Annotated in this window: 20 protein-coding genes; 15 read left to right on the forward strand and 5 right to left on the reverse strand. The window is 58.9% G+C overall.

The genetic code is table 11. The annotated features are described in order from the left end of the window. Positions 1-7: 7 nt before the first annotated feature. Both pstB and phoU read left to right on the forward strand, forming a co-directional pair. Entirely contained in the window at positions 8-805 is a 798-nt protein-coding gene (pstB, locus tag LZG00_13015; protein MCF3594920.1) for a phosphate ABC transporter ATP-binding protein PstB, read from the forward strand. Positions 806-815: 10 nt separating this feature from the next. Next, positions 816-1,532 carry a phosphate signaling complex protein PhoU gene (gene phoU / locus LZG00_13020; protein ID MCF3594921.1) on the forward strand — a complete coding sequence of 239 codons (717 nt, stop codon included), beginning with the start codon at positions 816-818 and terminating at the stop codon, positions 1,530-1,532. A gap of 14 nt (positions 1,533-1,546) precedes the next feature. On the opposite strand, the gene LZG00_13025 is transcribed toward phoU, so the two are convergent. Both LZG00_13025 and LZG00_13030 read right to left on the reverse strand, forming a co-directional pair. Then, on the reverse strand, positions 1,547-2,449 hold the full coding sequence (locus tag LZG00_13025; protein ID MCF3594922.1) for a CPBP family intramembrane metalloprotease: 903 nt from the start codon (positions 2,447-2,449) through the stop codon (positions 1,547-1,549). Next, on the reverse strand, positions 2,446-3,333 hold the full coding sequence (locus LZG00_13030; protein MCF3594923.1) for a CPBP family intramembrane metalloprotease: 888 nt from the start codon (positions 3,331-3,333) through the stop codon (positions 2,446-2,448). The genes LZG00_13025 and LZG00_13030 overlap by 4 nt, the downstream gene beginning before the upstream one ends. 349 nt (positions 3,334-3,682) lie before the next feature. Here LZG00_13030 and LZG00_13035 point away from each other — a divergent pair, with 349 nt between their 5' ends. From LZG00_13035 to LZG00_13050, 4 genes are all read left to right on the forward strand, one after another. Beyond that, positions 3,683-4,411 carry a hypothetical protein gene (locus LZG00_13035; GenBank protein MCF3594924.1) on the forward strand — a complete coding sequence of 243 codons (729 nt, stop codon included), beginning with the start codon at positions 3,683-3,685 and terminating at the stop codon, positions 4,409-4,411. A gap of 137 nt (positions 4,412-4,548) precedes the next feature. Further along, the gene (locus LZG00_13040; GenBank protein ID MCF3594925.1) at positions 4,549-5,319 is read left to right on the forward strand and encodes a DUF6478 family protein; all 771 of its coding nucleotides are present in this window, start codon (positions 4,549-4,551) and stop codon (positions 5,317-5,319) included. Positions 5,320-5,346: 27 nt separating this feature from the next. Continuing rightward, positions 5,347-5,727 (forward strand): hypothetical protein, encoded by a 381-nt coding sequence (locus tag LZG00_13045; GenBank protein MCF3594926.1) that lies wholly within the window; start codon positions 5,347-5,349, stop codon positions 5,725-5,727. Between the two features lie 175 nt (positions 5,728-5,902). Then, the gene (locus LZG00_13050; protein MCF3594927.1) at positions 5,903-7,930 is read left to right on the forward strand and encodes an NADPH-dependent 2,4-dienoyl-CoA reductase; all 2,028 of its coding nucleotides are present in this window, start codon (positions 5,903-5,905) and stop codon (positions 7,928-7,930) included. Positions 7,931-8,083: 153 nt separating this feature from the next. On the opposite strand, the gene LZG00_13055 is transcribed toward LZG00_13050, so the two are convergent. Beyond that, on the reverse strand, positions 8,084-8,335 hold the full coding sequence (locus LZG00_13055; protein MCF3594928.1) for a ubiquinone biosynthesis methyltransferase UbiE: 252 nt from the start codon (positions 8,333-8,335) through the stop codon (positions 8,084-8,086). Continuing rightward, positions 8,325-9,029 (reverse strand): SDR family oxidoreductase, encoded by a 705-nt coding sequence (locus LZG00_13060; GenBank protein ID MCF3594929.1) that lies wholly within the window; start codon positions 9,027-9,029, stop codon positions 8,325-8,327. The genes LZG00_13055 and LZG00_13060 overlap by 11 nt, the downstream gene beginning before the upstream one ends. Positions 9,030-9,127: 98 nt before the next feature. Here LZG00_13060 and LZG00_13065 point away from each other — a divergent pair, with 98 nt between their 5' ends. From LZG00_13065 to LZG00_13080, 4 genes are all read left to right on the forward strand, one after another. Further along, positions 9,128-10,006 (forward strand): LysR substrate-binding domain-containing protein, encoded by an 879-nt coding sequence (locus tag LZG00_13065; protein ID MCF3594930.1) that lies wholly within the window; start codon positions 9,128-9,130, stop codon positions 10,004-10,006. Positions 10,007-10,142: 136 nt separating this feature from the next. Further along, positions 10,143-10,433, forward strand: coding sequence for a metalloregulator ArsR/SmtB family transcription factor (locus LZG00_13070; GenBank protein MCF3594931.1), 291 nt, complete (start codon positions 10,143-10,145; stop codon positions 10,431-10,433). Further along, positions 10,430-11,488: a permease gene (locus LZG00_13075; GenBank protein ID MCF3594932.1), complete on the forward strand. Its 1,059-nt coding sequence runs from the start codon at positions 10,430-10,432 to the stop codon at positions 11,486-11,488. Before LZG00_13070 ends, LZG00_13075 begins: the two co-directional genes overlap by 4 nt. Positions 11,489-11,500: 12 nt before the next feature. Next, positions 11,501-11,737 (forward strand): thioredoxin family protein, encoded by a 237-nt coding sequence (locus LZG00_13080; GenBank protein ID MCF3594933.1) that lies wholly within the window; start codon positions 11,501-11,503, stop codon positions 11,735-11,737. 78 nt (positions 11,738-11,815) lie between these two features. Here LZG00_13080 and LZG00_13085 read toward each other — a convergent pair whose 3' ends face one another. Next, positions 11,816-12,646, reverse strand: a complete 831-nt coding sequence (locus LZG00_13085) for a prephenate dehydratase (protein MCF3594934.1) — start codon at positions 12,644-12,646, stop codon at positions 11,816-11,818. A gap of 123 nt (positions 12,647-12,769) precedes the next feature. Between LZG00_13085 and LZG00_13090 the strand changes: the two genes are divergently transcribed. The 5 genes from LZG00_13090 (at position 12,770) to LZG00_13110 (ending at position 19,204) form a co-directional block, all read left to right on the forward strand. Continuing rightward, positions 12,770-13,294 (forward strand): cytochrome c family protein, encoded by a 525-nt coding sequence (locus tag LZG00_13090; protein ID MCF3594935.1) that lies wholly within the window; start codon positions 12,770-12,772, stop codon positions 13,292-13,294. A gap of 247 nt (positions 13,295-13,541) precedes the next feature. Beyond that, entirely contained in the window at positions 13,542-15,389 is a 1,848-nt protein-coding gene (locus LZG00_13095) for an extracellular solute-binding protein (protein ID MCF3594936.1), read from the forward strand. Positions 15,390-15,396: 7 nt separating this feature from the next. Further along, positions 15,397-16,509: a microcin C ABC transporter permease YejB gene (locus tag LZG00_13100; GenBank protein ID MCF3594937.1), complete on the forward strand. Its 1,113-nt coding sequence runs from the start codon at positions 15,397-15,399 to the stop codon at positions 16,507-16,509. Continuing rightward, positions 16,509-17,615, forward strand: coding sequence for an ABC transporter permease (locus LZG00_13105; protein MCF3594938.1), 1,107 nt, complete (start codon positions 16,509-16,511; stop codon positions 17,613-17,615). The genes LZG00_13100 and LZG00_13105 overlap by 1 nt, the downstream gene beginning before the upstream one ends. Beyond that, entirely contained in the window at positions 17,612-19,204 is a 1,593-nt protein-coding gene (locus LZG00_13110; protein ID MCF3594939.1) for an ABC transporter ATP-binding protein, read from the forward strand. Before LZG00_13105 ends, LZG00_13110 begins: the two co-directional genes overlap by 4 nt. Positions 19,205-19,231: the final 27 nt, after the last annotated feature.

Below are 19,231 nucleotides of genomic sequence, written 5' to 3' on the forward strand. Positions count from 1 at the left end.
CAAAACCATGAACGACATGAGAAAGATCGAGCTGGCCGAAATGACAAATGAACCCAAAATTACCGCAAGAAACGTTAACGTCCACTATGGCGACACGCATGCGCTGAAGGATGTGGATGTCGATATTGCCGAAAAAACCGTGACCGCCTTCATCGGGCCGTCGGGCTGTGGGAAATCGACGTTCCTGCGCTGTCTCAACCGGATGAATGATACGATCGACATCTGCCGCGTAACGGGCAAGATCGAGATGGGTGGCAGGGATATCTATCACAAGTCCATCGATCCGGTGCAATTGCGCGCGCAGGTCGGAATGGTGTTTCAGAAGCCAAACCCTTTCCCCAAGTCGATCTATGACAACATCGCCTATGGTCCGCGTATTCACGGGCTGGCCAGGTCGAAAGCCGAGCTTGACGAGATCGTCGAGATGTCGCTGCGGCGCGGTGCGATCTGGAATGAGGTCAAGGACCGGCTTGACCAACCGGGCACGGGGCTGTCGGGGGGACAACAACAGCGCCTATGCATTGCCCGCGCCGTGGCCACCCAACCCGAGGTGCTGTTGATGGATGAGCCGTGTTCGGCGCTTGACCCGATTGCGACCGCACAGGTCGAGGAGCTTATCGACGAGTTGCGCCGCGATTATTCGGTGGTGATTGTAACCCACTCGATGCAGCAGGCCGCGCGGGTCAGCCAGAAAACGGCGTTCTTCCATCTGGGTCATCTCGTTGAATTCAACGACACAGACCAGATTTTTACCAACCCGCAAGACAGCCGGACGGAAAGCTACATCACCGGCAAGATCGGATAAGGAAAAAGCTATGAACGACAAACATATCGTGTCCTCGTTCGATCGGGATCTCGAAGGTATTCAGGCCAGCGTTGTGAAAATGGGCGGGCTTGTGGAAGAGGCGCTGTCGCAGGCGGCCACCGCTTTGAAGCGCGGAGATGCGGAGTTGGCGCAGAAGGTTCGTGCCGGTGATCGGGTGATCGACGGGCTTGACCTTGCGCTCAAGTCGGATGCCGCACGGTTGCTGGCGCTTCGTTCGCCTACGGCGGGGGATCTTCGCACGGTCCTCAGCGTGATGGAAATCAGCTCGCATCTGGAACGCTGTGGCGATTATGCAAAGAACATCGCCAAGCGCACGATCGCGATGTCGGGCAGCGGCGAAATCAGCGGCTCGTTTGCGGCGCTTGGGCAGATGTCCAAGTTTGTCGAGACGATGATCAGGGATGTATTGGACGCCTACATCCAGCGCGATGCGGCAAAAGCCAATGAGATCATCGAGCGGGATATGGAAGCCGATCAGATGTATAACACGCTGTTTCGCTCCCTGTTGACCCATATGATGGAAGATCACCGCAACATCGCAATCGGTATGCATTTGCATTTTATCGCCAAGAACATCGAGCGTGTTGGGGATCATGCGACGGGCATTGCCGAGCAGGTCATTTACCTGGTGACTGGTGAGATGCCTGATGACGATCGCCCGAAGCAGGATCGCACGTCTTTGGATTTTCACGAAAGCGATGATTGAGGCTGACCCGGCAGCTAGCGTTTGATCGCCAGTCGGGCGGCGAGCCAGGTGAGGCCCAGCAGCATCAGTTCGCCGGGTAGCCCGGTGGCCAGAAGGCTGTCGGGCGCCGCGAATGAATGCGGGGCGGGGGCGTAGAGCACCAGCGCAAGGCCGCTGTCGGGTGCCGATCTTTCGGCGAAGAACAGGAAGGCGTAGGCGTTGTTGGCCAGGTGCAGCGCGATGGCGGGGCCGAGCGTGCCGGCGCGCGCGGTGAGATCGGACGCGGCAAGGCCGAAGCAGAAGGCCCAGACGATATAGGCGGCATTCTCGATCCCCGGCGCGGCGCCGCTCCAATGTGCCAGCGCGAAGGCGATGTTGGGCAGGATAAGCCAGGCCGCCGGGTGGGGGATCAGAACCGCGATGCGCTGTTGCAGGTAGCCACGATAAAACAGCTCTTCGGTGCCGGTCTGAATCAGCAGGGCGATAAGTGCGGGGGCGAGCAACATGAGCCAGCCGTCAAGCGGGCGCAGTGTTGCGCCGTCGGGAAGGGCGAAGCCGCCCAAGAACGCTTCGGTGGCCAGAAAAAGCAGCGCGACATAGATCAGGGTTGCGCGAAATTGCGGCGCGAAGAGATGTGTCGGGCCGATCAGGCTAAGCAGGTTGCGGCCATGCGCGTAACGCATCACCAGGGCAATGCAGACCCCAAGCCAGCCGAAGATGGCGAGATTGATCAACAGGCCGAGTGGCGTATCGCCGTATTGCACCGTTTTGGCGAAGGCCGGTGCGAAGGACTGAAGCGACAGCAACACAAGCTGTTGGCCCAATTCAAACAGGCTTTCGATGATGATGAAGCCGAGGATGACAGGCCGCAGGCCGGGTGTGCCGAGGGCCGGGGCGATAAACCGATCATGCGCGGCGTAGCGCGACGGGCGGCTCATCGGATGATGGCCAACCGCGCGGCGAGCCAGGCGCAGAGCAACATCAGCATGTCATAGGGCACCCAGGTTGCGCGGGTGGAAATGTCATCGGGTGAGAATGGGTAGAGTTGCAGAGCAAGGCCAAAGTTATGGCCCTGTGGTGCGGTGATCAGAAGAGCGCTGATATTGATCGCGAAATGCAGCGCTAGGGCCGGTCCCAGGGTGCCGGAGCGCGCGGTGAGATCGGCGGCAGCCAGGCCAAAAACGAAGGCCGAAGCCACGTAGAAGGGTGCATTGGCGCCTGCGATTTCGGGGTCATAATGCATCAGGGCGAAGACCAGCGCAGGCAGGCCGATCCATACCAGCGGGTGGGGAAAGCGCGCCGCGAGTTGGCTTTGCAGATAGCCGCGAAAGGCCAGTTCCTCGGCGCTGATCTGAAGAAACACCAGCGGCAGCGACAAGGGCAGAAGTGCGAGCCATCGCAAGGGGGGAAGGCCGGGGCTTGTCGCCATGTTTTCCGGTTCGGGCAGAATCCAAAGCAGCGTGGCGAGGGCGCAGAGTGCGACGCTGACGCGCAGAAAGTCGAGCAGGGCCTTGCGCGGCGGACCGATCAGCGTGCGAAGTTGGCGGTGGTGAAGTTGGTTGGTGACCAGCATCAGTGACAGGGTGAGCAGGCCGAAATAACCCAGGATCACGAACATGCCGCGCGGGGTGGAGCCTTTGTCGATCTCGGCGGCGAGTTGGGGCCATTCCGATTTCGTGACCAGTTCCGCGAGCAGATTGAAATAGGAATAGCCCATCGCCAGAAAGCAGGCGACGATGATCACGAGGCCAAGTGCCAGCCGCCAAAGCTGGGCTGAGGGGCGGGCCGGTGCCACCAGGTATTCATGGGCATTGTAGTGCATGGCTTTCCTTTAGAGCAGTTCGCGTTTGATTTGAAACTAAAGACGCGGCGTGGACATCCGAGCCAGGCAATAGCGGTGATTGCGACACGGGACGTGGCGCTGGGCGTGCAGGCCGGGGCGCACAAGGTTGGATAGCGCGGAGGGTGCGACGATTGAGTGGTTATCAATTGCTGAGGTGGGCACAAGGGGCATCGCAGGGACGCTCCGCGGGGGATATTTGGGGTCAGAGGCAGCGCAAAAGGCCTCTAACACACTGGGAAACGATGTGTTTCCAAGCTTTAGCGGGCCTTGTGTGGCAAGGTGGCTTTGCCGTATGTCTGTTGCGGTGGTGGCGGACGGGAGGTCGGCGATGATCAACAAGCGCGAAACGGGGGTGTCGCATCGTGCGTTGGGGCCTGTCATGGCGCTTGGGCTGATGATGGCGCTTTCGGGATGTTTGGGGGAAGGCGCGGGCGGTGAGTTCGGGTTTTTCTCGGACAAGACCGTAAGCCAAGCGGCGGGCGGCGCGGGGAGTGCGCGCGCAAAGCCGCAAAAGCCGAAGGTCACGCCGCTTAGGCAGGCGGAATTGGCCGGTGGCAAAGTGGTGGTGCAGGGGCCGCGGGGCTATTGCGTCGATCCGGCGACGTTGCGCCGGGGCTTTGCCGGTGGGTTCGCTCTGATTGCGTCCTGCAACAGCCTGACGGGCGAGTTTTCGGGGGCGGATGTGGAACCCGTGGTGATGACCGTGCAGGTGCAATCGGGGTTGGCGCGCAAGGAGGCGCCGACGGCCTCGGCGATGGCAAGTGCGCTGGCACCGGAGCGAGCGTTGGAGCGGGTGGATGGCGATGCGCTGTCGCTGGTGCATATGGCGGGGGGCGGCGACAAGGGGCTGCCGACAAGCGATCCGAAATACTGGCGTGGTGCGATGGTGATCAACGGCTATCTTGTCGGGTTGGCGGTCTATGCGCCCAAGGGCAGCGCGTTGGCAGGCAAAGGCGGCAAGCGGTTGATCGTGGATCTGGCCGAAAACCTGCGCGAGGCGAGTCCGACAAAGATGTATTTGCCCCCGGAGAAGGCGACGCGACCGGTCAAACAGTGAATGCGCGGGGCAAATTTGCGGATGCCGTACCAATTGTTTCTATTTTTTAGCCAATCAGAGCTTTTCGTTAATTCTGTTTCCGGTAAGACTGGGCCGGGGAACAAACAGTAACAGTATGGGGCGAGTGCCGGACGAAAATGGCGAAGACAGCGGGTGTCATACGGGAACTGATTTATCAGGCGACGCTCAGGCGGTGGTCGCGCGCGGCGCGTAATGCGGCCAAGGCCGATCTGGTGCAATTGCGGGCCGAGCGACAGAAGGCGCGGCGGCTGAAGGCGCATCTCGACAAGCTGATCCATATTTCGGAAAGCCGTCTTGCCCTGCCGATGATCGGGTCGAGCGCATTCGCAAAACCGTTTGACGCCGACTGGGACTGGCGCCCTGAGCTGTGGCGCGGGCCGCTGCCGGTGCCGGGTATGAGCTCGGCGGCTAACAAGAGCATGCTGGGCCGGGAGGTGACGCTGTTTCATGATTGCCAGCGTTCGGAACTGACCCTGCGCCAGGTACGCAACCTGCGCGAGGTCGATCTGGCACCCTATGGGTTGCGAATGGACGTGTTCAACTTTGACGGCTCGTTCCTGTCTCTGGTGGTGGATCTGCCCGAGGAGTCGGTGCACGGGTTGAAGAAGCGACACCTTCTGCGGATCGACACGATCGTTGAGATGGAAAAGCCGCTGGAGATCTTTGCCCGTCTGAACATCAAGAACGGACCCAACACCGAACAGATCGTGCGCGAGCTGCCGCTGGGGGCGGAGGAGGTGATGGTGGAATTCGACCTCGCTTATTCCAAACTGAACGAGAAACGGGTCGAGAAGATGTGGCTTGATCTGATTTTCGAGGGGCCGCAGATGAACCAAGTCACGCTGCGAGATCTGACCTTCAGCCGCCGCCCCAGGGCCGAGCTTTAGGGTGGCGGGAATTCGACGGAGAGTAAAATGAGCGATTTGACGGTCACCGGAACGCGAATGAAGGAAGGCGTGTGGGAGGCGATTCTGCGCCGGGAGGGAGAAGACGGGTTTGCCGATCTGCCCAAGGTCGAGGTGACGTTGGACAATCTTCAGGTTGCGGGTGTTGTGGTGAGCCCGGATCAGGAGGGCGGCTATGTGTTGCGCGTGCCGGTACCCAAGGAAGCGATAAGCGACGGCATCCAGACCTTTCTGGTGAAAGACGCAAACACCGGTGAGAAGCTGGAAAGCTTTGCCGTGGTGGCGGGGGAAGCTCTTGAGGATGATGTGCGTGCCGAGATCGGATTGTTGCGTGCCGAGCTTGATATGCTCAAGCGGGCGTTTAGGCGTCATTGTCTGGAGACGATGTGAGGGCGCGGGTCTGATGGCCGCGCCGCCGGATGAGGCGCGACGGCATTTGCGAGGGTCTTGAGTGGAGAAAATGCGCGCGCGGGCGTCTGTGACTTGAGGGCGCATGACGCCGGGTTTGGGGTGACAAGCGCCGCAAGATCGGGTGATGTGGCGCGCAAACCTAGGGAGGTCTTCCATGTCGCAATATTCGCATCTGCTTGCCCCGCTTGATCTGGGCCATACCACTTTGAAAAACCGGGTTCTGATGGGCTCGATGCATACCGGGCTGGAAGAGCGCGGTGACTGGAACCGGGTGGCCGAATATTATGCCGATCGGGCGCGTGGCGGTGTTGCATTGATGGTGACGGGCGGAATTGCACCTAACACTGAGGGTGGCGTGGCGCCCGGTGCGGCGGGGCTTTACACCGAGCAGGACATCGCCAATCACAAGCTGGTCACGGATCGGGTGCATGAAGCGGGCGGCAAAATTGTCATGCAGATCCTGCATGCGGGCCGCTATGCCTATAGCCCCGAATGCGTCAGCGCGAGCGCAGTGAAATCGCCGATTTCGCCGTTTGTGCCCAAGGAACTGGATGAGGCCGGGATCGAAAAGCAGATCGCCGATTTCGCCACCAGCGCCGCGCGCGCGCAAGAGGCGGGGTATGACGGTGTCGAGGTGATGGGGTCGGAAGGCTATTTCCTCAATCAGTTTCTTGTCACCCACACCAACAAGCGGACCGACCGCTGGGGCGGGTCTTATGAGAATCGTATGCGGCTGCCTATCGAGGTGGTCAAACGGGTGCGTGCAGCAGTCGGGACCGATTTCATCATCATCTATCGGCTGTCGATGATTGATCTGGTGCCGAATGGCTCGACCCATGACGAGGTTGTGCAGCTGGCGCAGGAAATCGAGAAGGCGGGCGCCAGCATCATCAATACCGGCATCGGCTGGCATGAGGCGCGTATTCCCACGATTGCCACATCGGTGCCGCGCCGGGCGTTTTCCTGGGTGACGAAGAAGTTGATGGGCAAGGTGGGCATTCCGGTGATCACCTCGAACCGGATCAACACGCCGGATGTGGCCGAGGCGGTGTTGGCCGAGGGCTGTGCCGATATGGTCAGCATGGCGCGGCCGTTTCTGGCAGATGCAGATTTTGTGAACAAGGCCGCCGATGGGCGCGCGGATGAGATTGCGCCATGTATCGGCTGTAATCAGGCGTGTCTCGACCATACGTTCTCGGGCAAGATTTCCTCTTGTCTGGTCAATCCGCTTGCCTGTTATGAGACCGAAGTCGAGATTTCGCCAACAACGGCGCCCAAAAAGGTGGCTGTTGTCGGGGCCGGGCCTGCGGGGCTCTCGGTTGCGATGACAGCGGCGCGGCGCGGTCACAAGGTGACGCTATTTGACAAGGCCGGAGAGATCGGCGGGCAGCTTAACATGGCCAAGGTGATCCCCGGCAAAGAGGAATTTTTCGGGCTGGTCGAATGGTTCGACACGATGATGGACAAATATGGGGTCGAATTGCGGTTAAACACCCAAGCCAGCGCCGAGGATATGGCCGGGTTTGACGAGGTGGTGGTGGCCACCGGCGTGCTGCCACGCGATCCGGGGATCGAGGGGCAGGACCGAGAGGGCGTGCTTTCCTATGTTGATCTGCTGCGTGGCAAGGCGGAGACGGGCAAGCGTGTGGCGGTGATAGGTGCAGGCGGTATTGGCTTTGATGTGTCTGAATACCTGGTGCATGAGGGCGAAAGCCCAACCGAAAACCTTGATCTGTGGCGCGAGGAATGGGGCGTGGGCGACCCGGAAGAAACGCGCGGAGGGTTGGCCCCGGAAGGGCCGCAACCGCATGCGCCCGCGCGACATGTCACGTTGATGCAGCGCAAGGCCAAGGCGCTGGGCAAGGGGCTGGGCAAAACGACCGGGTGGATTCACCGTGCCGCGCTGAAGATGAAGAATGTCGATATGATCGGTGGCGTGAATTACGAGAAAATCGACGACGCCGGCCTGCATATCAGTTTTGGCGAAGGGCGCGAAAACCCGCGGGTGATTGAATGTGACAACGTCATTCTCTGTGCCGGGCAGATCAGCGAACGATCGCTTGCGGATGCGCTGATTGCGAAGGGTGTGGCGTGTCACGTGATCGGCGGTGCCGATGTCGCAGCCGAGCTTGACGCCAAGCGCGCGATTGATCAGGGCGTTCGTCTGGGCGCGACTCTCTGAAATAGGATCGGGTGGAAACGCCGCGCAACAGCTAAATGTCGTGGGCGTTTCGAGACAAACACCATGAGTCTGGGGTGTCTCGAAACGCTTTGACGGCATCTTTTCTGTCTCGATGAGGCCTTTAGGGCAGGTGCGCAGACTTGCGCAAGCCTGTCACCCGCTGCTCATCCCGGCAAGCATTGCACCCAGAGCGACGATGTGGATCAACATGATTGCCTTGTCGTTCCAGAGCACGCCGACTGTGAACCAGCCGAGAACACCGACAAGAAACAGATACAGGTTCCAAGGAGTCCAGCCGAAAGCCGTCGCGGTGTAGCCCATGATCTGGATGATCGACGCGCCCCACTTGACGGTGAAGACAATGCGGTCCGCAGATTGCCCGGCCAGAGCGATATCAGACGGCACGGGTGAGCCCGCCGTCGATTCGCAGGTTTTGACCGGTCATGTAGCCGCCCCCCTCCGAGGCCAACCAAGAGATCAGCGATGACACCTCTTTGGCATGCCCATAGCGACCCATCGGGATACGGGCGCGGCGGTCTTCGGTTTCTGGCAGGCTGTCGATAAAGCCGGGCAGGACGTTGTTCATGCGAATGTTTTCGGCCGCGTATTTGTCGGAAAAGAGTTTGGTGAACGCGGCGAGCCCTGCGCGGAATACGCCCGACGTCGGGAACAGCGGGTCGGGTTCAAAGGCCGCAAAAGTCGAGATATTTATGATCGTGCCGCCGCCTTGTGCCTGCATGAGAGGCGTTACCAGCCGCGTAGGGCGGACCACGTTCAGCAGATACACATCCATCCCGGCGTGCCAGTCATCATCGGAAATTTCGAGTACCGGGCCTTTGGGGCCGTGCCCGGCAGAGTTGACCAGAACATCGACGCGCCCCCACTTGTCCTTTGCTTTGTTCACGAGCGTTGCGAGGTCGTCTGTCGAGAGGTTCGATCCCGTGACGCCGAAGCCGCCAAGCTCTTCTGCGAGGGCTTGGCCTTTGCCCGAGGAGGACAGAATTGCGACCCGAAACCCATCTGCCGCAAGGCGGCGGGCAGCCGAGGCTCCCATGCCGCTTCCGCCAGCGGTGATAAGTGCTACTTTTTCTACTGACATGGTTTTCTCCTTCATGGTGTTGTGACAACAATACTCTTATTAGAGTTGGATTACGCATCAATTCCGATGCGCTATGATTGTAGGAATGCTACTGTCAAATGAGTCAACTTCCTCCGCTTAACGCGCTACGCGCCTTTGATGTCGCGGGCCGTCATTTGAATTTTCGCGCCGCCGCCGATGAGATGAAGGTGACGCAGGGGGCCGTCGCGCAGCAGGTGCGGTTGCTTGAAGCACACCTGGGGATGCCGCTGTTTGACCGGCTGTCAAAGGGGTTGGCGTTTACGGCGGCGGGGCGCAGTTATCACGCGCGCGTCGCGGCTGCTTTCGAAGATCTGCGCGCGGCGACAAATGCAGTGCGACCCGAATCGGGTAAGGTTCTGATCAGCGTCACGCCGACCTTTGCGGCGAAATGGCTGATCCCGAACTTGCCGGAGTTTTCGGCCACGCATCCTGAGATTGATCTGCGCATACTCGCCACCGAAAAGGTGTCGAGCTTTCATGGGGATGGGATCGATTTGGCCATACGCCAAGGGCAACCGCCATTCGGAGCGGCGCTTGATGCCATTCGCCTGTTTCCTCAGGAAATCATTGCCGTGGCGGCCCCCGGGCTTGTTGAAGGGCAGGTACTGCCGCTTGATCTTGCGGCCTTGTTGCGGTTGCCCAAGTTGCACGATGCCCACGATCTCTGGCCCAAGTTTCTCAAGTCGCTGGGTAGCGAGGATCGCGATGAGCATGGGTTGCGCTTGAGTCAAACCGCGCTGACCATCGACGCCGCCCTTTCAGGTCAAGGCGTCGCGCTTGTGAGTCGTTTCTTGGTGACACGCGATATCGCGGCGGGCAATCTTGTGCAGGTGACGCCCGAAACACTGCGGGGGCAGCAGGATTTTTACCTGTTGGTAGAGCGACGGGCCAAACGTGATGCTGCGACGGGCGCTGTGGTTGATTGGCTCTCATCCAAGGCCGTTCCAGAGAGATGATCTTGTCCACCGAAGCGAGATTTTTGCGACAGAACCAAGCAAGGTGGGGGCCAAGAGACCCGGCGACGCGCGGCTGTTGATGTGGATCAAAGCATGAGCTTGCCTTTATGCGCATAAGCGCATGAAGGAGATTGCTATGATTCTAAGTGTTCTTTCCGCATTGGCCGAACCTACGAGGCTTGCTGCGATTCGCCTTCTTGCCGATGGTGACGAGCATTGTGTCTGCGAGTTGATGCAGGCGCTTGGGGCGACCCAAAGCCGAATGTCGCGCCACATGCAGGTACTCAGACAGGCGTTTCTGGTGATCGACAGGCGCGACGCCCAATGGGTGAGATATCGGATAAACCCGGATTTGCCGCCAAGTATCGCAGCTGTTCTGCAAGCGGTTTGCCAAGTTGAAAATGAACAGGAAAGGAGCGTGGCATGACCACGGAGACACAAGGCGCGGCCCCTCATCATGATCGCCCCGATTGGTTTTGGTATGTCGGGACCGCCGCGGCGGGGATTGTTTGGGTGCTGCTCTATCGGCAGTTGATCGCGTTTTCGGAATGGGCGACCGGATTGTTCCCGGTTGCGCGCGATAGCCACAGCGGCGAAGCGATTGCCTTTTTTATTTATGACGTGCCGAAGGTACTCTTGCTGTTGACGCTTATCGTGTTTGTCACGGGGGTCTTGCGCAGTTGGTTCAGCCCGGAAAAGACGCGTGCCATCCTGTCGGGCAAACGCGAAATAATGGGGTATCCGCTTGCGGCGGCGCTTGGGGTGCTGACGCCTTTTTGTTCGTGCTCGTCTGTGCCGCTTTTCATCGGCTTCGTCTCGGCGGGCATTCCGCTGGGGGTCACATTCTCATTTCTGATCGCCGGGCCGATGGTGGGACCGGTTGGGCTTGGGCTTTTGTTCGGGCTGGTGGGATGGAAGATTGCCGGGATCTATCTGGTATTCGGGTTCACGATCTCGACAGTGGCGGGATGGGTGATGGGGCGGATGGGCCTTGAGAGATACCTGCAGGATTGGGTGCGGGAGTTGAACGCCGGCGCGGTAGGTGGCTTGGAAGAAGAGCGCCTGACGATGGTGGACCGGCTCAAGATCGGTCTGGAACAGGTTCAGGAGATATTGGGCAATGTCTGGATCTGGGTGGTGATTGGCATTGCCATCGGCGCGTTGATCCATGGCTATGTGCCCGAGGCCATGATGCTGCGGATCATGGGCGGTGAGGCATGGTGGTCTGTGCCTGCGGCAGTGGTGGTGGGGATTCCGATGTATACCAATGCGGCGGGCGTTATCCCCATCGTCGAAGCGTTGTTGGGCAAGGGTGCGGCGCTTGGCACGACGTTGGCTTTCATGATGTCGGTCATTGCGCTCAGCTTGCCTGAGATGATCATTCTGAAACAGGTGCTGACCCTGCGCCTGATTTCGATCTTTGTCGCTGTGGTTGCCTCGGGCATTCTGGCAACCGGCTTTTTGTTCAACATAATTCTCTGAAGGAGAAGAAAAGTGAAAAACGTCAAGGTTTATGGCCCCGGGTGTAAACGGTGTGAAGCCACCGAAAAGATGGTGAAAGACGCGGCCGCCAAATTGAGTATTGAAGTTACCGTCGAAAAGGTCACTGACCCGCGCGAAATTGCCATGGCGGGGGTTATGTCGACGCCGGGGGTGTCGGTTGATGGCAAGTTGGTTCACGCAGGTGGTTTGCCCGACCAAGCCAAGCTTGACGGGTGGTTGTCGGCCTGAGCCTGTCTTGGAGCGGCGCGAAGCGGTCATACGTCACGCAGAGCGCCGCCTCATCCCTTGCCTTGGGAAGAAAATGCCTTAGCGCGGACGATTGGCCGGGTAGACGCCGAGGATTTCGACGTATGAGGTGAAATAGTCCAATTCTTCCATGGCGAGTTTCACATTCGCATCATCGGGGTGGCCGTCGATATCGGCATAAAAACGCGTGGCGGTGAAGGAGCCATCGACCATGTAGCTTTCCAGCTTGGTCATGTTCACGCCGTTGGTGGCAAAACCGCCCATCGCCTTGTACAGGGCGGCGGGGATGTTACGGACCTCGAAAACGAAGGTGGTCATCATACCCAGGCTGCCGCGCGGCGTGAGATCCATTTCGCGGGCCATGATGACGAAGCGGGTGGTGTTGTGGCCGTGATCCTCGATATCGCGGGCCAGCACGTCGAGGCCATAAATTTCGCCGGCCAGTTCAGAGGCCAGCACCGCCTCGCCCGGAGTTTTCAGCCGCACCAGATCGGCGGCGGCACCGGCGCTGTCGGCGGCGGCGTGGGCCTTGATGCCGTGGGATTTGAGAAAGCTCGCTGATTGCGGAAGCAGCACCAGATGGGCGCGCACGGTGTGAATATCGGACAGCGGCGTTCCGGGATTGGCCAATAGGCAGATACGCACCCGCACGAAGGCTTCATCGACGATGTGCAGCCCGCTTTCAGGCAGCAGGCGGTGAATATCGGCGACGCGGCCATAGGTCGAATTTTCGACCGGCAGCATGGCCAGGTCAGCGCGCCCGTCACGAACACAAGCAATCACGTCTTCAAAGGTATGGCAGGGCAGGGCTTCCATATCGGGGCGGGCCTTGCGGCATGCCTCGTGAGAATAGGCGCCGGGTTCTCCTTGAAAGGCGATGCGCTGGATCATTTTGGGCGATTCCTGTCGTTTTTCCCGCTGTCGGGCAATTGGACGCGCAAACTACACCTTGCCTTAGGGAAGGGGAAGCGGATAGATACGCGCCGACAAAGGATCAAATTTGGAATCGAGCCTATGGACACTATGACCTCCACCAAGATCATTGGCGCGTTCTGCGGAGCGCTCCTGATACTCATGCTGGGAAAGTGGGCAGCTGACCTGCTTTATACCACTGGCGGCGGCCATGGCGAAGGCCAGATGGCAGCCTATGTGATCGAAGTGGAAAGCGGCGATAGCGACGCAGAGGCCGAACCAGAGGCGGAAGGCCCGAGCTTTGAGGAGCTGCTTGCCGAGGCAGATATTGGCAAGGGCGCCAAGGTCTTCTCGAAATGCAAGGCCTGCCACAAGGCGGACGAGGGCGCACACGCCACCGGCCCATCGCTTTACGGTGTGGTTGGGCGCGAGATCGACGGCACAGACTTTGGCAGCTACACTGGCGCGCTTGAACAGGTGGGTGAAGTGTGGACACCTGAAAACCTCAACCATTTCCTGACCAAGCCGAAAGACGCGGCGCCGGGAACCTCGATGAGCTTTGCCGGGTTGAAGAAAGAAGACGATCGCGCCAACCTGATCGCCTATCTCGACAGTCTCGACGACTGATCACGAAAGATACGAATGCAAGAAGCCGCCCGGCATTGTCTGTGGCGGCTTTTTTATTGGCCCGTACCCGCACAATCACGCCGCTTCACATATTCTCAACTTGAATGTCGCGAGGTGACACCATTAGCTTATGCTAACGATAAATCGCCCCATGTTTACCGGGCGCGACAGGAGGATGAGCGATATGGCGAAATCAGCGAGCCAGGCCCGAACAATCGACCCGACCATCTGGATGATGCGGGGGTTGATGATTGTCGGGTTGATGATGACGCTTTTACCGGGCGCGGTGCGGGCGCAAGACAAGATCATCAAGAGCCACGGCTATTCCTATTTTGGAGAGCTGAAATATCCGGCAGATTTCGCGCATTTTGATTATGTGAACCCCGATGCGCCCAAGGGCGGCGAGATTTCTATCGCGGTGTCCGGCACGTTCAATTCGCTGAACCCCTATACCCGCAAGGGCAAGGCGACGGGCACGCAAATCTGGACGATCTATGAAAGCCTTCTGGGCGATGGCCCGGCGGATGCCTATGGCGAGGCCTATGGCGTGTTGGCAGAGAGCCTTGAGTATGACGAGGGCAAGACGTGGGTGATTTTCCACATGCGCCCTGAAGCCAAGTTTTCCGATGGTACGCCGGTGACGGCGCATGATGTGGTGTTTTCGCATTACCTGTTTATCGAGCAAGGTTTGCCGTCTTATGCCTTGGCGGTGAAGAAGCTCATTTTGAGCGCCGAGGCGCTGGACGATCACACAGTCAAGTTTACCTTTGCGGATGGAATTTCACGGCGCAGCCTGATTGATCAGGTTGGCGGCACGCCGGTGTTTTCGAAGAAATGGTATGAAGAAACCGGCGCGCGACTGGATGAATCGCGGCTGACGTATTCGCCGGGGTCGGGGCCATATATCGTTGATGAATTCGATGTTGGTCGGCGCATTACATACAAGCGCAACCCGGATTATTGGGGCTGGCATTTGCCGCGCAATGTCGGGCGGCATAATTTCGATCGCATCCGGATCGAGTATTTCGCCGATGATTCCGCGTCATTTGAGGCGTTCAAGGGTGGTGTTTATACCCTGCGCACCGAAGGTGACCCGAAGAAATGGGCCACCAGCTATGATTTCCCGGCGGCCAAGCAGGGCAATGTTGTTGTCACCACGCTTCCTGATGGCACGCCGCCGACGCCAACGGGATTGGTGTTCAACATGCGGCGCGATGTGTTGAAGGACAAGCGGGTGCGTGAGGCGCTGTCGCTGGCCTTTAACTTTGAGTGGACCAATGCGTCGCTGCAATATGATCTGTTTGCGCAGCGCAATTCGTTTGTCGAGAACGCGCCGCACGAGGCCAAGGGCGTGCCCGACGGGGCCGAATTGGAGTTCCTCAAATCGCTGGGCGATCTGGTGCCGCCGGAGATATTGAGCGAACCGGCGGTGATGGCGCATTCTTCAAAACCCGAGCGACCGCAGGACCGCAAGAACCTGCGCCGCGCGTTGAAGATGCTGGGCGAGGCAGGTTGGAACGTGGATGACACGGGCAAGCTGCGCAATGCCGAGGGGCGGACGTTGAACATTTCGCTGTTGCTGCCCGCCAGCGTGTCTTCGACGCTGAGCGCCGCTGTGGAGACTTATGTGCAGAGCCTGCAACGCATGGGGGTGAATGCCACATTTGATCAGATCGACGACGCGCAATACACGCTGCGGACGCGCGATTTTGACTATGACATTATCTATGATGCCTATAGCAGCTTCCTCGCCTCCGGGACCGGGTTGATGCAGATGTATGGCTCGGACGAGGCGGCGATCAGCCTGTTCAACCCCGCCGGGCTGGCCAGCCCTTTGGTGGACGCGATCATCAAACGTTCGCTTGAAACAGAAAACCGCGAGGATGAGCAAACCGCTTTGATGGCGCTGGATCGGGTGTTGCGTTGGGAGCGGTTCATGGTGCCGATGTGGTACAAGGACAAATATTGGGTGGCCTATTGGGATATGTATGAACATCCCGAAGAAATTCCGCCGCTGGATTTGGGGATTCTGGATTTCTGGTGGATCAACCCGGAAAAGGAAGCCGCGCTCAGAGCGTCGGGCGCGTTGAGGTAGCGGGCGGATGGGAGCCTATTTTGCACGGCGCTTGTTGTTGATCATTCCGACGTTGTTCGGGATCATGATCATTAACTTCTCGCTGGTTCAGTTTGTGCCGGGTGGCCCGGTTGAGCAGGTTCTCGCGCAGCTTCAGGGCGGCGGGGATGTGTTTGAGGGATTTGCCGGGGGCGGCGGCGATACCGGCAACACTGGCCTGAATAACGACGATTTCTTCCAAGGCTCGACCGGGGACGAGAAATACGTCGGGGCGCGGGGGCTGCCCAAGGAATTCATCGACCAGTTGGAGAAGGAATTCGGCTTTGACAAGCCGCCGCTGGAACGGTTTGGCATGATGATGTGGAACTATATGCGGCTGGATTTTGGCCAAAGCTATTTCCGTTCGATCAGTGTGATTGATCTGGTGCTGGAAAAGATGCCTGTGTCGATCACTTTGGGGCTTTGGAGCACGCTTCTGGCCTATCTGATTTCGATCCCGCTGGGCATACAGAAGGCGGTGCGCGATGGCAGTGCGTTTGATACATGGACCAGTGGCGCGATTATCGTCGGCTATGCGATTCCGGGGTTTTTGTTTGCGATCCTGCTGCTGGTTCTGTTCGCGGGCGGGTCGTATTGGCAATGGTTTCCGCTGCGCGGGCTGACCAGTGATGATTGGGACAGCTATAGCCCGCTCTGGAAGGTGTTAGATTACTTCTGGCACATTGCGCTGCCGGTGATTGCCTCGACGATTTCGGGGTTTGCCACGCTGACCCTGCTGACCAAGAACAGCTTTCTTGACGAGATCAAGAAGCATTATGTAATGACGGCGCGGGCCAAGGGATTGAGCGAGGGGCAGGTGCTTTATGGGCATGTGTTCCGCAACGCGATGTTGATTGTGATTGCGGGCTTTCCGTCGGTTTTCATCGGGGTGTTTTTCGGCGCGTCCCTGATCATCGAGACGATCTTTTCGCTGGATGGATTGGGGCGGCTCGGCTTTGAGGCGGCGATTGCGCGGGATTATCCGGTGATGTTCGGCACGCTGTTTATCTTTGGCCTGATTGGCCTGGTGGTCGGGATCATTTCGGATGCGATGTATGTGCTTGTCGATCCGCGGATTGATTTTGAACGGAGGGAAGGCTGATGGCGCTTTCGTCTCTCAATCAGCGGCGCTGGCGCAATTTCCGGCGCAACAGCCGCGCGTTCTGGTCGCTGATCATCTTTCTGGTGCTGTTTACCATCACGCTGTTTGCGGAATTCGTGGCCAATGACAAACCGATCCTGCTGAAATATCGCGGCGATCTTTATATGCCGATCTTTACCTTCTATCCCGAGACCGCCTTTGGCGGTGATTTCCCGACCGAGGCGACCTATACCGACCCGGAGGTGAAATGCCTGATCGAGAGTGGCGGGCTGGAAGATTGTTTTGACGATCCCGAGGCGGTGTTTGAGGACGCACAGGATGGCATGGTCAACGGTGAGGCGATTGAGAAGGGTTGGGCGATCTGGCCGATCATACCTTATTCGTATGACACACCGGTGGACCGGTTGGGCGCGGCGCCGCTGCCGCCAGGCGAAGGCAATTACCTCGGTACCGACGATACCAAGCGCGATGTGCTGGCGCGGGTGATCTATGGTTTCCGCCTGTCGATCTTCTTCACCCTGATCGTGACGGTTCTGTCGAGCTTTGTGGGGATCATGGCGGGGGCAGTGCAGGGGTATTTCGGCGGCTGGGTCGATCTTATCTTTCAGCGGCTCATCGAGATCTGGGGGGCGACGCCGCAGATTTATGTGATCATCATCATGTTTGCAGTGTTCGGGCGAAATTTCTGGCTGCTGGTGTTCATTACGGTGCTGTTTGGCTGGACCGCGTTGGTGGGGGTGGTCAGGGCCGAGTTCTTGCGGGCGCGCAACCTTGAATATGTGCGCGCGGCCAAGGCGCTGGGGGTTTCCAACACAGTGATCATGTTCCGCCACATGCTGCCCAATGCGATGGTGGCGACGGTGACGATGCTGCCCTTTATCGTGACGGGGACGATTGCCTTGTTGGCCGGTTTGGATTTTCTGGGCTTTGGGTTGCCGTCTTCGGCACCGAGCTTGGGTGAGTTGACGTTGCAGGCGAAACAGAACCTGCAGGCGCCTTGGCTGGCCTTTACCGCGTTTTTCACCTTCGCCATCATGCTGTCGCTTCTGGTCTTCATTTTTGAAGGTGTCAGGGATGCGTTTGACCCGAGAAAGACCTTTCAATGAGTTTGCTTGAAGTGAAGGACCTGTGGGTTGGCTTTCGCCAAGATGGCAAGGTGAATCCGGCGGTGCGCGGGGTGTCGTTCTCGGTGGACCGAGGTGAGACCGTTGCCATTGTAGGCGAGTCCGGCTCGGGGAAATCGGTATCGGCGCTGTCCACTGTGTCGCTGTTGCCATCGAGCGCCGAAGTGAAAGGTTCGGTGCTCTATGACGGGCAGGAGATGATCGGGGCGGATGAGAAGTTGCTGCGCAAGGTGCGGGGCAATGACATCAGCTTTATTTTTCAGGAGCCGATGACGAGCCTTAACCCGTTGCACACGATTGAAAAGCAGCTGGTCGAAAGTATTGCGCTGCATCAGGGGCTGACTGGGGCGCCGGCGCGTGAGCGGATTTTGGAGTTGTTGGCCCGTGTGGGTATTCGCGATGCCGAAAGCCGTTTGGGGGCCTATCCACACCAATTGAGCGGCGGGCAGCGGCAGCGGGTGATGATCGCCATGGCGCTGGCCAACAAGCCCGACATTCTGGTGGCGGACGAGCCGACGACTGCGCTTGATGTGACCATTCAGGCGCAGATTCTTGAGCTTTTGGCGGAGTTGAAGCGGTCTGAGAATATGGGGCTGTTGTTTATCACCCATGATCTGGGGGTGGTGAAACGCTTTGCCGACCGCGTTTGCGTGATGAAGGACGGTGAGATTGTTGAGAGCGGCGAGACGGCAGCGCTGTTTGCCGACCCGCAGCATCCCTATACCCAGAAGCTGTTGGGTGCGCATGCGGTGGGGCAGCCGGGGCCGGTGCCGGACGATGCCAAGGTGTTGGTGCAAACCGATCGTCTGAAGGTTTGGTTTCCGATCCAGACGGGTTTTTTCAAGCGCACAACCGGGCATGTGAAAGCAGTAAACGATGCCAGCATTTCGGTGCGGGCGGGAGAAACCCTTGGCATTGTGGGCGAGAGCGGGTCGGGTAAGACCACGCTGGCGCTGGCGATCATGCGGCTGATTTCCTCGGAAGGGGGGATCACCTATCAGGGCGAGGATGTGCGCAAATGGAGCACGCGCAAGCTGCGCGATTTGCGGCGCGAAATGCAGATTGTGTTTCAAGACCCTTATGGATCGCTTTCGCCGCGCATGAGTTGCGAACAGATCATCGCCGAGGGGTTGGGTGTGCATGGCAAACCCGATGGGCGCGTAGAGCGCGAGTTGGTGGCCGAAGTGATGGCGGAAGTCGGGCTGGATCCGGCGATGATGGATCGCTATCCACACGAATTTTCCGGCGGCCAACGGCAGCGGATCGCGATTGCACGCGCGATGATTTTGCGGCCCAAGCTGGTGGTTCTGGATGAGCCGACAAGCGCGCTGGACATGACCGTGCAGGTGCAGATTGTCGACCTGCTGCGCGATTTGCAGCAGAAATACGGGCTGGCATATCTGTTCATTTCACACGATCTGAACGTGGTGCGGGCGATGAGCCACAAGATGGTGGTGATGAAACAGGGCGATATCGTTGAGGCGGGATCGGCGCGGGATCTGTTCGAGAATCCACAAACAGAATATGCGCGCACCCTGCTGGCAGCGGCACTGGATTTGAAGACAGGCTAGAGCGCGGGAAGGTGGGCAGAATGCCCA

The organism is Rhodobacteraceae bacterium LMO-JJ12, assembly GCA_021555075.1.
Lineage (GTDB): Bacteria > Pseudomonadota > Alphaproteobacteria > Rhodobacterales > Rhodobacteraceae > JAKGBX01.

Excerpts from the sequence above, each read along its gene's own strand:
- pstB (MCF3594920.1), top strand. The coding sequence starts at position 8 with ATGAACGACATGAGAAAGATCGAGCTGGCCGAAATGACAAATGAACCC.
- phoU (MCF3594921.1), top strand. The coding sequence starts at position 816 with ATGAACGACAAACATATCGTGTCCTCGTTCGATCGGGATCTCGAAGGT.
- LZG00_13025 (MCF3594922.1), bottom strand. The coding sequence starts at position 2,449 with ATGAGCCGCCCGTCGCGCTACGCCGCGCATGATCGGTTTATCGCCCCG.
- LZG00_13030 (MCF3594923.1), bottom strand. The coding sequence starts at position 3,333 with ATGCACTACAATGCCCATGAATACCTGGTGGCACCGGCCCGCCCCTCA.
- LZG00_13035 (MCF3594924.1), top strand. The coding sequence starts at position 3,683 with ATGATCAACAAGCGCGAAACGGGGGTGTCGCATCGTGCGTTGGGGCCT.
- LZG00_13040 (MCF3594925.1), top strand. The coding sequence starts at position 4,549 with ATGGCGAAGACAGCGGGTGTCATACGGGAACTGATTTATCAGGCGACG.
- LZG00_13045 (MCF3594926.1), top strand. The coding sequence starts at position 5,347 with ATGAGCGATTTGACGGTCACCGGAACGCGAATGAAGGAAGGCGTGTGG.
- LZG00_13050 (MCF3594927.1), top strand. The coding sequence starts at position 5,903 with ATGTCGCAATATTCGCATCTGCTTGCCCCGCTTGATCTGGGCCATACC.
- LZG00_13060 (MCF3594929.1), bottom strand. The coding sequence starts at position 9,029 with ATGTCAGTAGAAAAAGTAGCACTTATCACCGCTGGCGGAAGCGGCATG.
- LZG00_13065 (MCF3594930.1), top strand. The coding sequence starts at position 9,128 with ATGAGTCAACTTCCTCCGCTTAACGCGCTACGCGCCTTTGATGTCGCG.
- LZG00_13070 (MCF3594931.1), top strand. The coding sequence starts at position 10,143 with ATGATTCTAAGTGTTCTTTCCGCATTGGCCGAACCTACGAGGCTTGCT.
- LZG00_13075 (MCF3594932.1), top strand. The coding sequence starts at position 10,430 with ATGACCACGGAGACACAAGGCGCGGCCCCTCATCATGATCGCCCCGAT.
- LZG00_13085 (MCF3594934.1), bottom strand. The coding sequence starts at position 12,646 with ATGATCCAGCGCATCGCCTTTCAAGGAGAACCCGGCGCCTATTCTCAC.
- LZG00_13090 (MCF3594935.1), top strand. The coding sequence starts at position 12,770 with ATGGACACTATGACCTCCACCAAGATCATTGGCGCGTTCTGCGGAGCG.
- LZG00_13095 (MCF3594936.1), top strand. The coding sequence starts at position 13,542 with ATGATTGTCGGGTTGATGATGACGCTTTTACCGGGCGCGGTGCGGGCG.
- LZG00_13100 (MCF3594937.1), top strand. The coding sequence starts at position 15,397 with ATGGGAGCCTATTTTGCACGGCGCTTGTTGTTGATCATTCCGACGTTG.
- LZG00_13105 (MCF3594938.1), top strand. The coding sequence starts at position 16,509 with ATGGCGCTTTCGTCTCTCAATCAGCGGCGCTGGCGCAATTTCCGGCGC.
- LZG00_13110 (MCF3594939.1), top strand. The coding sequence starts at position 17,612 with ATGAGTTTGCTTGAAGTGAAGGACCTGTGGGTTGGCTTTCGCCAAGAT.